Source organism: Grimontia sp. THUN1695, assembly GCF_059704325.2.
In genome coordinates this window covers 2,365,387-2,380,978 of record NZ_AP046577.1, presented here as the reverse complement: position 1 = coordinate 2,380,978, position 15,592 = coordinate 2,365,387, and the positions used below count along the sequence as shown (strand labels likewise).

Here is a 15,592-nt window from a genome sequence, read left to right as displayed (position 1 = left end):
GAAAGGGGCAGTGAGGTAAGGGCTAACGGGCGATCAGTTTTTGGAGACGCTCCCTGAGCATTTCGAGTTCGCTTCGCTCCTTGTTCTCATCGCTGCAGCGTTCCAACACAAAATCAATCGTGCTGATCACCGTTCGCCAGCGCGGGGATTTGGGTACTGTCTCGACGTGCAGGTATTTATCCAGTGTCCGGGTTTGTAGGGTGCTTCGGTCCAGATACACACGCCACAAGCCGCTTTCTTCTGCAAGATCAAACTTGGTTTTTCCGGTTGAGTGGCTCCAGTAGCCCAGTGTCATGGTCATGACCTTCACTAAGGTTTCACGCAATATATTGGCTTTGTCCGGCTTGTTACCTGAGAAACGGTCTGCCATACGGGTAAACTCCCCACCCAGTTCCCTGAGTTGTTGCAGTTTCTCCAGATCGCCGTCATAGGCATAATCGGCGAGGGCCGATACCGCATTCTCCAGCAGGTGTACCCGGTGTGATGAGGCTTTTTTACCGGTGTTCAGGATAAGCATCATCTGCAGGCCTGATGACTCCGGCAAGGTGATGAGATCGGTATCAATATTGACGATGTCACCTTCCACTTTAAACCTGAACTGGCCACTGTAATGGCCCCGGCTTGCTTCCGGCTCAGGCAGTGCCATGGCAAGGAAGTCATCCAGTTGGTGGCGTTCAATCTGCTCGGCACTTAAATGGAAAATCTCACTACAAGCATCGTTGGCATAGGTGATACGCCCACCTTCCTGTACGCAGATAATGCCTTCCGAGGCGGTATCCAGCATGCCGAGTAGTCGGTTTTGCACCTCCCTAAGGCCCGCTTCTACTTGCTCTCTGAAGTGGATTTCTTTTTGCAGGGCACGGTTTTGTTCCCGCTCCTGTTCTGTCAGGGAGGCATTAATATAGGCGCGGATGCGGGCACTAAGCTCATCTTTATTAAACGGCTTAGTCAGGTAATCGTTGGCACCGGCATCAAAGCCCTTGACCTTGTCCTGAACCTGCCCCAGTGCAGAGAGCATAATGATCGGCAACTCAGCACGACTGTAGCGCTCACGAAGATGAGTGCATACTTCATACCCGCTGAGCTCTGGCATCATCACGTCAAGCAGCATCAGTGCCGGTTTTTCCATGGTGATGGACTCAATCGCTTGCCGACCATTTTCTACGGCCTTGACACGATACCCTTCCAGACGCAGGAAGTTGTTCAGGATCTGCAGGTTCACTGGTTCATCATCGACAACCAGAATAAGAGGGCCGTCCGGGTTTTCCGGCAACTGGGTGTAATCAACCGGCTCAAGCTCGGCATGTGGAGCTGCAAAGTGCACGTTGTTGGCAAGGCGGGTTTTGGCTTTGTCTTCTTCAGTTGCCAGTGGCAAGGTAAAGCTGAATGTTGTGCCGACCATAGGTTGACTGGATACATACAGCTGGCCTCCCATAATATCAATCAGCTGGCGGCTGATTGAAAGGCCAAGGCCGGCACCCTGGCGGTACTGGTTATTGTTGCCGTTTGCTTGCGTGAGTGGTTCAAAAATGTATTCCAGCTGATCGGAAGGGATCCCCTGGCCGGTATCCACTACCTGAATGCGTAATTGCCCTTCCAGCACTGTTGCGGAAATGATGATTTTGCCTTCGTCGGTATACTTAATGGCATTGCCTATCAGGTTGTAAAGCACTTGCTCGAGGCGTTGTCCGTCTGCCCTCACCAGTGGCAGGTCAATCGGTACCTGATTGATAATACGTACCGGTTTCCCGCCTAACAGGTGGCTGGAAAGCTCAATCACCAGACGCACAGCATTGGCGGTGTCTACTGCTTGTGGGGAAATTTCAAGATCGCCATAGCGCATTTTGTGGTAGTCGAGCAGGTCATCAACCAGGTTCGACAGGCGTTCACCGCTGTTGATGATCATACGAAGCTGGTGTTTCTGGCGCTCCGGTAATGGCCCTTCAGCCCCGGCAAGCATCGATTCAGCAATCCCTACCATGCCGTGAAGCGGTGTGCGAAGCTCATGGGATGTGGTGGCAAGGAAGTCATCCTTCATTCGATCTGCTTGCTGTAATTCTTCATTCTTTTGCTTGATAAGCTGGATGTTTTGCTCAAGCTCCTTATTCTGCTCGCGAATAAGCGCCAGTTTGTCACGTACTGAGCGCTGCATACGGGCAAAGCTGACCGCAAGCCGACCAATTTCGTCTTCACGATCGGTATTATTTATCTTCTGGTCCAGATCGCCTGCTGAGACTTGCTCCGCGGCCCAGGTGAGCTTCAACAGTGGTGCGGTAATAGAATGAGACAGAAGGTGTGAGCCGATGACGACCAGTAAGATAGCGATCACCATGACGACCACAAAAATTTTTTCCAGCTGATAGATGCGTGCGAATGCCTCCTCTTCCGGTAATTCGAGAATAAGTGCCCAGGTTTTATCCTGTATCTGAACCGGTGCGTAAGCACCGAGTACACGCTCATTATTGGGGCTGAGGAAACTGCCGACATCACGAAGCCCGGATAGCGCCGCTTCAATGGCATTGCTATTGATTGGGGTGAGCTTTTCTGTGCTGACAATATTTCGCGGGATCATGTCACTTCCCACCAGGAGGGTGCTGATATACCCCTTTTCCTGCGGGGAAATTTTTAGCATCTTATCCAGTGTTGTATTTGTCAGCCGGAACAACACATAGCTGTGTAGATATCCCTGCTGGATGATGGGGGCTGCAAACCAGGCCACCATCTCGCCATTTCCCTGCTGGGAAAAATCGCTGAAAACGATAGGCATATCGTCGTCATCAACCAACGGGGTATTGGCAATATCATGGAGCTCAGCAAAGGTTTTGCCGATGGCGGTATCACGCCATTGCTCAGACAACAGGTTGGCGGCAAACACATCATCTTTCAATGCGGAATAGGCCACATTGCCGTGGATATCGACAAGCAGGATGTCAGAAAAATCCGAACGCTTCAGGTGCTCCTTGTAGGCCCAGTCATAGCGTTTGTGAAGCAGGCGATAGCGTTCGCTGCCAATGAAGTTGGCATCTTGGGGCGTTTGGGCCTGGTTCTGGGGTGGGGAGGCCGCGTATCGTTCACGTGCCGTTTTGCGTGCTTCTTTTTCCGTATCGCCAAGTTGATGGAAAGCGGCGATCAAACCATAAAAACGGCCACCACTGGCAGTGGCCAGTTCAGAACGGCTGAAGGATTTTACTTCGGATTGACGCGCCGCAAAATAACTGATGATTTGCTCTTTCTTATTGTCACGAAGGAAGGAAAGGTGTGTGGTGCTCTGTTGTTCGAGATCGCTGCTGTGAGATTCCAAAAAGAAGATCGCCAGCAGGGTGAGAGGCGTAATACTCAGCACCAGAAAAGCGAGCATCAGCGTGTGCTTCAATCGCTTGAATTTCTGTTTTTTTTGCATGTTTCTGCCTGACAAATGAAAAGGCGCTATAAGTCAGCCGAGCTTGTGGAAGTTGACGACGGGAGGACGACAGCGCATATGTATGAAAGAAATCGATCTTTTGTCCTTATACCGGCTTAATTTTTGTTGGCAAGTAAGTCAGTAATGAACTACGTGCCAGTGCGCAAAATTAACGTTTTTAACGAGGGGGTATAGATTTCTTCAAGAAGGGAGCCTTCCTGCTCTCCCCCCCCCCCCCGATTTAGCCGTTTTTAACGGCATGGTAAATAGTGAATTTATTGTTTTTCGCGGGTGTATGACAGTGTCCGAATGCACTTTCGATAAAAGGCGGATAACGAAGGAAGTTATTCGCCACAATCATCAGTTGCCCCTGAGGATGCAAATGCGCTGGGGCTTCGCTAAGGAAGGTTTCTGTTGCCGTATAATGGGTTTTCAACCCGGCATGAAACGGTGGGTTGCTGACGATGTTATTAAACGGGGTGTTAATGTCACTGTATACATCGGAAGCGAAAACCTCACCATCAAGGTGGTTAAAACGCAGTGTTTCCCGGGCGGAAGCGACAGCCAGTGCGCTGATATCGACCAAGGTGATATGGGTTTCCGGATAGCGTTGTTTAATGGCAGCGCCAATCACACCTGCGCCGCAGCCAAAATCCAGTACGCTGCCAGTTAATGCTGGCAGGGCATCCAGCAACAGTTGGGTTCCGGCATCCAGCTCGCCGTGACTGAACACCCCCGGCAAAGAGCGGATAGTCAGTGATTGCTCACCCACATTCAACGGATAACTCTTATACCAGTCGTCCAAAGAGAAGGGTGCAGGTTCCTTGTCGCATTGCCCCCAATAGAAGCTGCAACGGCGGGCTGAATCGAACTTGGTAACCTTGCCATAGGGGACAAACGCTTTCTCAATACTCTTCACACCGCTTCGGTTTTCGCCAACCACCACAATCTCAGTCCCTTTACCGAGGGTGGCCATCAACATCGCCAGAAGGAACTCGGCTTCGGCTTTGGCTTTCGGCCAGTACAGCATCACCATGTTGACAGGGGACGTTGGCTGGTAGACCTCACCAAACTGGACATCAATGCCGTCAAAGCGGCGCATCTGGTTAGCGTATGCCAGATTGGTGGTAAAAATGCTGACACTTTCTGCCGTACCCAACAATTCTGTCGCAAAAGTATCTTCCAGCTCGCCGGCAAGCAGTACATGTTTGCCTTCAAAGTAGGCGAGTTGACGGGCCGCGATCTGGCTGGGGGCAGTGTAGGGCATGGATACCTCTGGCTATCAAACTAGGAGGCGCGGATTCTCCCACAAACTGGGGTGGGAGGGAATACAGCCGCGCCGTTGCGGTCAGGTGTTGTCCTGTTTCTCCAAAAAGCTGTGGAATTCTGTTTCGTACATACGAAACAGTACCAGAGTCAGTGAGAAGATAATCGGTCCATAAATCAATCCCATCAAGCCATAGACATGGAGGCCCCCAATCAAGGAGAAAAAAATCAGCAGGGTATTCATCCCCGAATTGCCCTGCATCAGAAGCGGACGCAGGAGATTATCAACTGAGCCAACAACAATCACCCCCCAGCCAGCCAGAAACGCAGCCCATTCCCACTGTCCAATCAAGAGCAGGTAGGCGGCAGCCGGGACCCAGATAAGCGCCGTACCGACGACGGGAATAAAGGAGGCAAATGCCATCATGGTGCCCCAGAAAAGGCCGGCAAAACCTGCCAGCCACATAGCAAAGCCCCCGACAAAACCCTGTGCCAATGCGGTGAGAAAAGAACCCAGCACGGCAGATTTGGCGACCTTTTCCGCTTCATCCAGCAGGGTATCTTCCTGGCTGCGGGAAAGCGGACTGACGTGGCGCAATGTGTTGATGATCTTTTCATGGTCGCGGAGCAGAAAGAAGAGCACAAACAACATCAACAGGAAGTTGACGAAAACACCGGTCACATCGCCCAGAATCTTTGAGCTCATCCCTATCATCTGCGAACTGAGAGCCGAAACGGTGGAAGCGGCTTTGGCGACCAGCTCTTGCGGATTAATTGATTCCGTGGGTAGCCATTTGTCGACCAGGGTCAGAGCAGATTTAACCAAAGGCGCATCGAGTATCGCCTTGGCGCCCCCTTGCGTCAGCCATTCGTAGGCGCCGGTGAAAAATGTCACTCCCTGGCCCAGGATAGCGGCAGCAACAAAAATCATCGGGATAATAATCATCACCGTCAGCAAAGTGCAGGAGAGGGCTGCTGCTATGTTGGTGTGTGATGGCAGTTTTTGCTCGATGCGGTCATGCAGGGGGAAAAACAACAAGGAGACGATGAAGGCCAGCACAATTGAGCCCATGTAGGGGGCGATCAACATATAGCAGGCATAAGCGGCCAGGGCTAATGCGCCAATCAATATCCAGTGTCTCGGTTCGGCTTTGAATGATGCCACGGCTCAGCTCCTCAGTTTCTCGCTAAAAGGTCTGGAGAACAGTGTAGTGTGACGCTTATGATACGTTGTGACGATTCAACGAGAAAGGATAAAAATCATGCCGTGCTGTGATGGCAAGTGTGAGCCTAAAAAACGACGCAGGGTGAGCCTGCCGTTGTTATGCCTTGCGGTAATTGTTGTGCTGGTGGCGTTGAACTGGCAATAAAAAACGGAGCCTGAGCTCCGTTTTCAGATTGCTGACTAACCCCGCTTTTTCAAGCGGGGTTTTCTTTTGTTAGCGGCCGAAGGCCGCGATCGCGCTATTTTTCCATATTGTTATGTTCAGGCTGCTTTTAGCCCATAGACGCTAAATTGCGTCACTATCTGGACTATTTGCCGTGTATTGAGCCCGATTTTGCGAAGATAAGCCTCCAGTAAGGCTATCTTCTTGATGTTTTGCGCTGCTGCCGCCAACCAGCATTGGATTTGTACTTTCAACAGACCACGGAACCTCGCATAGCGATGGCCATGATGTTGTTTGGCATCTGCGAAGCTTCGCTCCACCGTCTCTGCCCGTCGTCGGTACACTTTCTTTCCCCAGGCTGTCAGCCTCAAGGCATTGGCATTCTCTACCGATTTCTCGAACAGGTGCCGGGTTATCACCCGTTTGTGATTCTTGCTCTTGGTGCAATCATCGCGCAGCGGACAGGTTTTGCATATCTGTGGGTCAGAGTGATACTCGCGGTATGCCTGACGGTTGGTGGTCTTGTAAACCAGCTCCTGTCCCTGAGGACAGAGATAGCGGTCCGTCTCTTTGTCGTAATGAAAGTGCTTTTTCTTGATAGGATTCTTCGTACGGTGCGGCCGGCGGTATCCCATCACCGGCAGGATTTGGCGCTGCTCCAGTTCATGGCAGATAGTCGCGGTGAAGTAACCGGCATCAAGCCCGGCGGCAACAGGCGAGAGCGTAAAGCGCGCTAACGTGGTATCCAGACGGGCGATATACGGTTGGGCGTCATTCACATTGCCTGGCGTGACATGGGTGTCGAGGATGATGCCGTGTTTGCCGTCGACGGTGCGATGGTCAAGGTAGAAGAAGCCCTGTGGTTTTTGGTCCCGTGTCATGAACCCGCTGTCTGGGTCGGTGGTGCTGACTTTGGTGTTTTTCTCAATGTGACCATCTTTCGGTTTGAGTGGGCGTTTTCCTTCTGCTGCACGGTCAGCGTCAACCGCTTCATCTAACAGCTCGGCATAAGCACTGACGTTTTGTTTCACCAGTTCGTTACGGTATTTACGCTTGTTGGCATTGGCTTTCAGGTGAGTGCTGTCGGTAAACAAGACGCGTCCCTCGACCATACCTTTGCTCATCGCCTGTTCGACGATACGGATGAAGATGCGTTCGAACACGTCGGTATCATTGAAGCGACGGCGGCGATTCTGGCTCAAGGTGGACGCATCAATCACCTTTTCAGTGAGTGACATGCGAAGGAACCAGCGGTAAGCGACATTGACCTCGATGTCTTTGACGAGCTGGCGTTCACTTTTAACACCGAAGAGGAAGCCTAGGAGCAGGATTTTGAACAGGCGAACGGGGTCTATCGCAGGACGGCCATTGTTGTGGCAGTAGAGATGGGCGACTTCGTCGCGGATAAACTCAAAGTCGACGGCAGCATCGATTTTGCGAACAAGATGGTTTTTGGGAACCAACTGTTCGAGTGTCACCATCTCGAATTCATATTGCTGAGGGCCAGGGTCTTTAAGCATGTCACCACATCCATGATTGATTTGCTTATCCCTTATTAGATCAAAGCCCCAGCCAAATGGCCAGGGCTTTGTCAGCAGTCTGAAAACGGAGCCTGAGCTCCGTTTTCTGACACCTTTCAGGTTTATTCTGCTGCCAGTTTGGCAAACGCGCGGTCTGCTGCGGCAAGCGTTGCTTCCAGCTCTTTTTCACCGTGGGCCAGTGATGTGAAGCTGGCTTCAAAGGCTGATGGTGCAAGATACACGCCTTCTTCCAGCATCAGGTGGAAGAAGCGTTTGAACTTCTCAATATCACATTGCTGCACGTCAGCAAAACAGGTGATACGTGCTTTGTCGGTAAAGAAGAAACCGAACATGCCGCCGACCTGGTTGGTAGTCAGGGCAACACCGTGTTTGTCTGCAGCGGCTTTGAAACCTTCAGCCAGACGCTTGGTCAGCTCTGCCAGGCGTGCTTCATTGCCTTCTTTGGCAAGCTCCGTCAGTGCCGCTTCACCGGCAGCCATGGCAACAGGGTTGCCTGACAGGGTACCCGCCTGATAAACCGGGCCTGTTGGTGCAATGTATTCCATCACGTCACGACGACCGCCAAAGGCACCGACCGGCATACCACCACCGATAACTTTACCTAGTGTTGTGAGATCGGGTTTGATGTTGTAATGTGCCTGCGCGCCGCCCAGTGCAACACGGAAGCCTGTCATTACCTCATCAAAAATCAGTAACGCACCAAACTCATCACACAGTGCTCGAAGGCCCTCAAGGAAGCCTTCCTGTGGCGGGATACAGTTCATATTGCCTGCTACCGGTTCGACGATAATACACGCGATCTCTTCTGGATACTGCTCGAAAGCGGCACGGACGGACGCCAGATCATTGAAGGTACAGGTCAGGGTGTGTTTGGCAAAATCAGCTGGCACACCCGGAGAAGTCGGTTCACCCAGTGTCAGAGCACCAGAGCCTGCTTTCACCAGCAGGCAGTCTGCATGGCCGTGGTAGCAGCCTTCAAATTTGATGAATTTATCGCGGCGGGTAAAACCACGTGCCAGACGAATTGCGCTCATGGTGGCTTCAGTCCCAGAGCTTACCATGCGCACCATTTCCATTGATGGCACCAGCTTGCTGACCAGCTCGGCCAGGGTAATTTCGCGCGCTGTCGGTGCGCCGAAACTCAGACCGTTTTCCGCTGCTGCAATCACAGCATCACGGATGCTTGGATGATTATGACCCAGAATCATCGGACCCCACGAGCCGACATAGTCGATATAGGCTTTGCCGTCGGCATCGTAAATGTAAGCGCCGTCAGCACGCTCGATAAAAATAGGGTCGCCCCCTACACCTGCAAAAGCGCGAACCGGGGAGTTCACACCACCGGGGATGGTTTTTCGGGCTTGTTGAAATAGCTCGGCTGATTTTGTCATGGTTCTTTCCTGGGCCATTTGGGTCATAAATTCACGGTTGTTACGTATTGTACGGGATACGTTTACTGGGTGCGAGATAGATGATGAGGTAGGCATCACATCCGCCCCAAACATGGTGTATATTGCGGGTTAAATTTCCATTTGATGACCAATACTTGAACGTTTTAGTCAGGTACTGGATAATGCAATCAAATAAAAAGACGTTTTGTGAGGTAGAAATGAGCGATACCACGTTGCCGTTGCAGTTTACTGAAACCGCGGCGAATAAGGTAAAAACGCTGATCCAGGAAGAGGAAAACCCGAACCTGAAGCTGCGTGTGTATATCACTGGCGGCGGCTGCAGTGGCTTCCAATATGGTTTTACGTTTGATGAAAACGTAAACGATGGCGACATGACCATTGAAAAATGTGGTGTTACTCTGGTGGTTGACCCAATGAGCCTGCAATACTTGATTGGTGGTGAAGTCGATTACACCGAAGGGTTAGAAGGTTCACGTTTCTTCGTCAATAACCCGAATGCAACCACGACTTGTGGTTGTGGTGCATCTTTCAGCGTATAAACTGTATAACACGTACAAACATCCGGTGCACTTTGACGCCGGATAGTTCATCAAACGGGCTTGATGGATATGTGCCCGTTTTCTTCTCACTGCAGTAACCACGTCAGGATGAATTACTATGGCGAATGCAGGCACGAAAACGTCTTTTTTATCCCAGCGTCCCTGGATCATTTCCCTTGTGCTGTTGTGTGCCCTGCTGTTTTGGGTAGGTACAGGACACAGCGATGAAGCCCCGCCACCGGCAAGCAAAGAGACAGTTGCTCCCCTCACTAAAGTGTCGGTCGAAACCTTTCTTTCTGAGCCTGTTACACGCTCAATTTCATTATATGGCCGGACCGAACCTGACCGGGATGCCACCATTTCTGCCGAAGCATCAGGGCGGGTTATCAAGGTGAGTGTCAGGAAAGGTGCTGCAGTGAAAAAGGGCGATCTGTTGATTTTTATCGACAAAGGGGATCGTGAAGCCCAGATTAAGCGCGCGAAAGCCCTGTTGCAGGTTCGCCAAAAAGAATACAACGCAGCCAGCTCTTTGAGTCAAAAAGGTCTGCAGGGTGAAGTGGCCTTCTCGCAGGCACAAGCCAATCTGGCTGAGGCTAGGGCGACGGTGGAAAACCTTGAACTGGCGCTGTCGAACACGGAAGTCCGTGCACCGTTTGATGGCATCGTGGATGATATGAATGTGGAAGTGGGCGATTATCTGGGGGTTGGCGACCCGGTTGCAACACTGCTCGACCTCGATCCCCTGATCGTGACCGCGGATGTCAGCGAGCGCCATATCCGCAATATTGATGCATCGCTGCCAGCCAAGGTACTGCTCGTTGATGGCACCACAAAAGAAGGGCGCCTGCGCTACCAGTCGAGCATTTCCTCACCCGAGACCCATACCTTCCAGATTGAACTGGAAATTTCTAACCCAGACCAAACCCTGCCAGCTGGGATCAGTGCCGAAGTCGATTTGGCACTGGAGCAAAAACGCGCCGTCAAACTTAGCCCATCTATGCTGGCGCTCGATGAAAAAGGGAACCTTGGTGTGAAAACCCTGCGGGGAAGCAACGTTGCCTTTGTGCCTGCCAATGTTGTGAAAGCCGAGCAAAACGGTGTCTGGCTGTCTGGGTTGGGTGATGAGGTAGAGATAATCACCAAAGGACAAGGTTTTGTGCGCGATGGTGATGCTGTCGATGTGGTGCACCAGTCCCCAGCACAGTACACGATAACAGGAGCATCAGATGAGAAACGTGATTGATGCTTCACTGGCACGTACACGCACCATGATCACTCTGCTGCTGGTGCTTCTGGTAGCAGGCTTTTATACCTATCAAACTATTCCCAAAGAATCTGATCCTGATATCACCATTCCGGTGATTTACGTTTCTGTCAGCCATGAAGGGATTTCCCCAGAAGATGCAGAACGTCTTCTGGTGCGTCCTGTTGAGCAGGAGCTTCGGTCCATTGAAGGCATCAAGGAGATGACAGCCATCGCTTCAGAAGGGCATGCGTCTGTCACCCTGGAGTTCAATGTCGGTGTCGATCTGGACGAGGCGATGGCGGATGTGCGTGAAGCCGTGGATTTGGTTAAACCGCGACTGCCGGATGACAGTGATGAGCCGACGGTGAACGAAGTGACCTTTGCCAATATGCAGCCCGTACTCTCCATTGCCCTGTATGGTGATGTCTCAGAGCGGGCGATTGTCAACGTGGCCCGTGAGCTTCAAGAGAAGCTTGAGGGCTTCAAACAGATTCTGGAGGTCGATATTGCCGGCGACCGGGAGGATGTGGTCGAGATCATTGTCGAGCCACTGCTGCTCGAAAGCTATGGTCTTGACCAGCAAGATATCTTCAACCTGATTTCAAGGAATAACCGTGTTGTCGCTGCTGGCTATGTTGATACCGGTTACGGACGCTTTTCAGTCAAAGTCCCATCGGTATTTGAAACCGCCAAGGATGTCCTGACTCTGCCGATTAAAATTGATGGCAACCAGGTGGTGACGTTTGGCGATGTTGCCAAGGTGCGCCGGGCATTCAAGGATCCCGAAAGCTTTGCCCGGCTGGACGGCAAGCCTGCTGTGGTACTGGATGTCAAAAAACGTGCCGGTGAGAACATTATTGAAACCGTTGAGCTTGCCAAAGCGGTGATGGAAGAAGCACAGACATCGCTGCTTTGGCCTGCTGCTCTTCAGGTTAAATACACCTGGGACGGTTCTGACGATGTCCGTTCAATGCTGACCGATCTTCAAAACAACATCCTGTCCGCAATCCTGCTGGTGGTGATCGTTATTATCGCTATTCTGGGGGCCCGTACGGCGCTGTTGGTCGGGGTATCAATTCCTGGCTCTTTCCTGACTGGATTGGTGGTGCTCGCGCTGGGTGGTCTGACGGTAAACATTGTTGTGTTGTTCTCGCTGATTATGGCGGTGGGCCTGTTGGTGGACGGCGCGATTGTTGTTACAGAGTATGCCGATCGCCGGATGCGGGAAGGTGTCGAACGAAAAATGGCCTACCGCGAAGCGGCGCACCGGATGGCATGGCCAATCATCGCCTCAACGGCGACGACCCTTGCTGCGTTCGCCCCACTGCTTTTCTGGCCGGGGATCACCGGTGAGTTTATGGGATATATGCCGCTGACACTGATCGCCACGCTGTCGGCATCGCTGGCGATGGCGCTGCTGTTTGTGCCCGTGCTGGGTAGCATGATGGGGAAGCCCTTGCCGCTGACTGCAAAACAGCAGGCACGTACCTATGCGCTTGAACAAGGTGACTTCGCCCAGGCCCGTGGCATTACCAGGGCATACATAAAAACACTGTCGGTCGCGATCAGACACCCGATCAAAATCCTCATTGCTGCCTTGATTGTGGCGGGTGGCGTCTTCTTTGCTTACGGAAAATCCGGATTAGGCTCTGAATTCTTCCCGGATGTCGACCCGCCGTTTTTCAATATCAAAGTCCGCTCACACGGCGATTTATCCATCTTCGAAAAAGACGCGCTGATGAAAGAAGTCGAGCAGCGTGTGATGGGCATGGACGAAATCGAATGTGTCTATACCAAAACCGGCGGGCAGGATGAGATTGGCATCATCCAGATGAAGCCTGTGGACTGGCAACAGCGGCGCAAGGTGAAAGAGATCATTGAAGAGTTGCGTGATAAAACCGCCGATCTTGCCGGTCTGGAGCTGGAATTCAAAAAGCCGGATGCCGGACCACCCAGTGATCATGACTTGTCGATTGAAGTCAGTGCGGCTGACAACAGCTTGATTGCGCCTGCCGCCAAACAGATCCGTGCTTTGCTTGAGCAGGATCCCGCATTCACCAACTACAGTGATACCCTGACCAAACCGGGGATTGACTGGGCCATTGATATTGATCGTGAAGATGCCGCCCGTTTTGGTGCTGATGCCCTGTTGGTCGGAAATACCGTCCAGTTTATTACCAATGGCCTCAAGATTGGCGACTATCTGCCAGATGATGCTAACGAAGAAGTCGACATTCTGGTGCGTTACCCTGAAGAGAAACGCGATATTGGCCGTTTTGATGAGCTGAGGGTGAAAACGCCATACGGACTGGTGCCTATCACCAATTTTGCCCGGATTAAGCCAGAGCCAAAGCAGGGCAACATTGACCGCGTTGATGGACGGCGGGTAATCAAGGTGATGGTGGACATGGCGGAAGGTTACAACCTCAGTCTCTCCTTACCGGGCCTGAATGAGAAGATTGAAGCACTGGGCTTGCCACCGGAAGTGATCATTACCCTGCGCGGCCAGAACGAAGAGCAGGATGAAAGCTCCGCGTTTCTAGTGACCGCTTTTATGGCAGCACTGGCAGCGATGGCACTGATCCTTATCACCCAGTTCAACAGCTTCTATCAGGCATTTTTGATCCTGAGTGCTGTGCTGTTCTCCACGGTCGGCGTTTTCCTTGGCCTTCTGATCTTCCAGCGCCCGTTTGGGGTGATCATGTCCGGGGTCGGTGTGATTACGCTGGCGGGGATTGTGGTAAACAACAATATCGTGTTGATTGATACCTACAATGTGTTGCGTCGCCGTGGTCTGGAAAAAGTCGATGCCATTTTGCGCACCGGTGCCCAGCGCCTGCGCCCGGTACTGCTGACTACTGTGACGACGGTTCTTGGTCTGATGCCCATGGTGCTTGAGATGAACGTCGATTTGGTTAACCGTGGCGTCGAATTTGGTGCGCCAAGTACCCAGTGGTGGTCGCAACTTGCGACGGCTGTTGCTGGTGGTCTTACCTTTTCTACCTTGCTGACTTTGGTGCTGACACCGTGTCTTTTGATGCTGGCGAGAGAGCCTAAAGGAGCAAGTAAAAAAGACAAGCAGGGCAACTGGCAAGTGGAAGAGAGAGAAAGCGATTTCCCAATGCCGCAACGGGAGGTTGATCCTCAGTTCTGAGGTGCTATGCAATAACAAAAAAGCAGCGTGAGAAACGCTGCTTCAGACTGCTGACAAAGCCCTGGCCATTTGGCTGGGGCTTTGATCTAATAAGGGATAAGCAAATCAATCATGGATGTGGTGACATGCTTAAAGACCCTGGCCCTCAGCAATATGAATTCGAGATGGTGACACTCGAACAGTTGGTTCCCAAAAACCATCTTGTTCGCAAAATCGATGCTGCCGTCGACTTTGAGTTTATCCGCGACGAAGTCGCCCATCTCTACTGCCACAACAATGGCCGTCCTGCGATAGACCCCGTTCGCCTGTTCAAAATCCTGCTCCTAGGCTTCCTCTTCGGTGTTAAAAGTGAACGCCAGCTCGTCAAAGATATCGAGGTCAACGTCGCTTACCGCTGGTTCCTTCGCATGTCGCTAACCGAAAAGGTGATTGATGCGTCCACCTTGAGCCAGAACCGCCGCCGTCGCTTCAACGATACCGACGTGTTCGAGCGCATCTTCATCCGCATCGTCGAGCAGGCGATGAACAAAGGCATGGTCGAGGGACGCGTCTTATTTACCGACAGCACTCACCTGAAAGCCAATGCCAACAAGCGTAAATACCGTAACGAACTGGTGAAACAAAACGTCAGTGCTTATGCCGAGCTGTTAGATGAAGCGGTTGACGCTGACCGTGCAGCAGAAGGAAAACGCCCACTCAAACCGAAAGATGGTCACATTGAGAAAAACACCAAAGTCAGCACCACCGACCCAGACAGCGGGTTCATGACACGGGACCAAAAACCACAGGGCTTCTTCTACCTTGACCATCGCACCGTCGACGGCAAACACGGCATCATCCTCGACACCCATGTCACGCCAGGCAATGTGAATGACGCCCAACCGTATATCGCCCGTCTGGATACCACGTTAGCGCGCTTTACGCTCTCGCCTGTTGCCGCCGGGCTTGATGCCGGTTACTTCACCGCGACTATCTGCCATGAACTGGAGCAGCGCCAAATCCTGCCGGTGATGGGATACCGCCGGCCGCACCGTACGAAGAATCCTATCAAGAAAAAGCACTTTCATTACGACAAAGAGACGGACCGCTATCTCTGTCCTCAGGGACAGGAGCTGGTTTACAAGACCACCAACCGTCAGGCATACCGCGAGTATCACTCTGACCCACAGATATGCAAAACCTGTCCGCTGCGCGATGATTGCACCAAGAGCAAGAATCACAAACGGGTGATAACCCGGCACCTGTTCGAGAAATCGGTAGAGAATGCCAATGCCTTGAGGCTGACAGCCTGGGGAAAGAAAGTGTACCGACGACGGGCAGAGACGGTGGAGCGAAGCTTCGCAGATGCCAAACAACATCATGGCCATCGCTATGCGAGGTTCCGTGGTCTGTTGAAAGTACAAATCCAATGCTGGTTGGCGGCAGCAGCGCAAAACATCAAGAAGATAGCCTTACTGGAGGCTTATCTTCGCAAAATCGGGCTCAATACACGGCAAATAGTCCAGATAGTGACGCAATTTAGCGTCTATGGGCTAAAAGCAGCCTGAACATAACAATATGGAAAAATAGCGCGATCGCGGCCTTCGGCCACTAACAAAAGAAAACCCCGCTTGAAAAAGCGGGGTTAGTCAGCAATCTGAAGCAGC

General features: G+C 52.0%; 9 protein-coding genes. 4 read left to right on the top strand and 5 right to left on the bottom strand.

All coding sequences use genetic code 11. The features are described 5' to 3' along the window. Positions 1-22 precede the first annotated feature (22 nt). From AC6IB1_RS14300 to hemL, 5 genes are all read right to left on the bottom strand, one after another. Positions 23-3,400 carry a response regulator gene (locus AC6IB1_RS14300; RefSeq protein ID WP_497567214.1) on the bottom strand — a complete coding sequence of 1,126 codons (3,378 nt, stop codon included), beginning with the start codon at positions 3,398-3,400 and terminating at the stop codon, positions 23-25. Positions 3,401-3,641: 241 nt separating this feature from the next. Then, on the bottom strand, positions 3,642-4,667 hold the full coding sequence (gene rsmC, locus AC6IB1_RS14295) for a 16S rRNA (guanine(1207)-N(2))-methyltransferase RsmC (RefSeq protein WP_497567213.1): 1,026 nt from the start codon (positions 4,665-4,667) through the stop codon (positions 3,642-3,644). 81 nt (positions 4,668-4,748) lie between these two features. Next, on the bottom strand, positions 4,749-5,831 hold the full coding sequence (locus tag AC6IB1_RS14290) for an AI-2E family transporter (RefSeq protein WP_497567212.1): 1,083 nt from the start codon (positions 5,829-5,831) through the stop codon (positions 4,749-4,751). Between the two features lie 321 nt (positions 5,832-6,152). Beyond that, on the bottom strand, positions 6,153-7,574 hold the full coding sequence (locus AC6IB1_RS14285; protein ID WP_497567121.1) for an IS1182 family transposase: 1,422 nt from the start codon (positions 7,572-7,574) through the stop codon (positions 6,153-6,155). Positions 7,575-7,696: 122 nt separating this feature from the next. Beyond that, positions 7,697-8,986, bottom strand: a complete 1,290-nt coding sequence (gene hemL, locus AC6IB1_RS14280; protein ID WP_497567211.1) for a glutamate-1-semialdehyde 2,1-aminomutase — start codon at positions 8,984-8,986, stop codon at positions 7,697-7,699. Positions 8,987-9,204: 218 nt separating this feature from the next. Here hemL and erpA point away from each other — a divergent pair, with 218 nt between their 5' ends. The 4 genes from erpA (at position 9,205) to AC6IB1_RS14260 (ending at position 15,493) form a co-directional block, all read left to right on the top strand. Next, on the top strand, positions 9,205-9,546 hold the full coding sequence (gene erpA, locus AC6IB1_RS14275; protein WP_040528752.1) for an iron-sulfur cluster insertion protein ErpA: 342 nt from the start codon (positions 9,205-9,207) through the stop codon (positions 9,544-9,546). A gap of 118 nt (positions 9,547-9,664) precedes the next feature. Further along, on the top strand, positions 9,665-10,789 hold the full coding sequence (locus AC6IB1_RS14270; protein ID WP_497567210.1) for an efflux RND transporter periplasmic adaptor subunit: 1,125 nt from the start codon (positions 9,665-9,667) through the stop codon (positions 10,787-10,789). Next, entirely contained in the window at positions 10,773-13,946 is a 3,174-nt protein-coding gene (locus tag AC6IB1_RS14265; RefSeq protein ID WP_497567209.1) for an efflux RND transporter permease subunit, read from the top strand. The genes AC6IB1_RS14270 and AC6IB1_RS14265 overlap by 17 nt, the downstream gene beginning before the upstream one ends. 125 nt (positions 13,947-14,071) lie before the next feature. Beyond that, on the top strand, positions 14,072-15,493 hold the full coding sequence (locus AC6IB1_RS14260) for an IS1182 family transposase (protein WP_497567189.1): 1,422 nt from the start codon (positions 14,072-14,074) through the stop codon (positions 15,491-15,493). The last annotated feature ends 99 nt before the right edge of the window (positions 15,494-15,592 follow it).

Excerpts from the sequence above, each read along its gene's own strand:
- AC6IB1_RS14300 (WP_497567214.1), bottom strand. The coding sequence starts at position 3,400 with ATGCAAAAAAAACAGAAATTCAAGCGATTGAAGCACACGCTGATGCTC.
- rsmC (WP_497567213.1), bottom strand. The coding sequence starts at position 4,667 with ATGCCCTACACTGCCCCCAGCCAGATCGCGGCCCGTCAACTCGCCTAC.
- AC6IB1_RS14285 (WP_497567121.1), bottom strand. The coding sequence starts at position 7,574 with ATGCTTAAAGACCCTGGCCCTCAGCAATATGAATTCGAGATGGTGACA.
- hemL (WP_497567211.1), bottom strand. The coding sequence starts at position 8,986 with ATGACAAAATCAGCCGAGCTATTTCAACAAGCCCGAAAAACCATCCCC.
- erpA (WP_040528752.1), top strand. The coding sequence starts at position 9,205 with ATGAGCGATACCACGTTGCCGTTGCAGTTTACTGAAACCGCGGCGAAT.
- AC6IB1_RS14270 (WP_497567210.1), top strand. The coding sequence starts at position 9,665 with ATGGCGAATGCAGGCACGAAAACGTCTTTTTTATCCCAGCGTCCCTGG.
- AC6IB1_RS14265 (WP_497567209.1), top strand. The coding sequence starts at position 10,773 with ATGAGAAACGTGATTGATGCTTCACTGGCACGTACACGCACCATGATC.
- AC6IB1_RS14260 (WP_497567189.1), top strand. The coding sequence starts at position 14,072 with ATGCTTAAAGACCCTGGCCCTCAGCAATATGAATTCGAGATGGTGACA.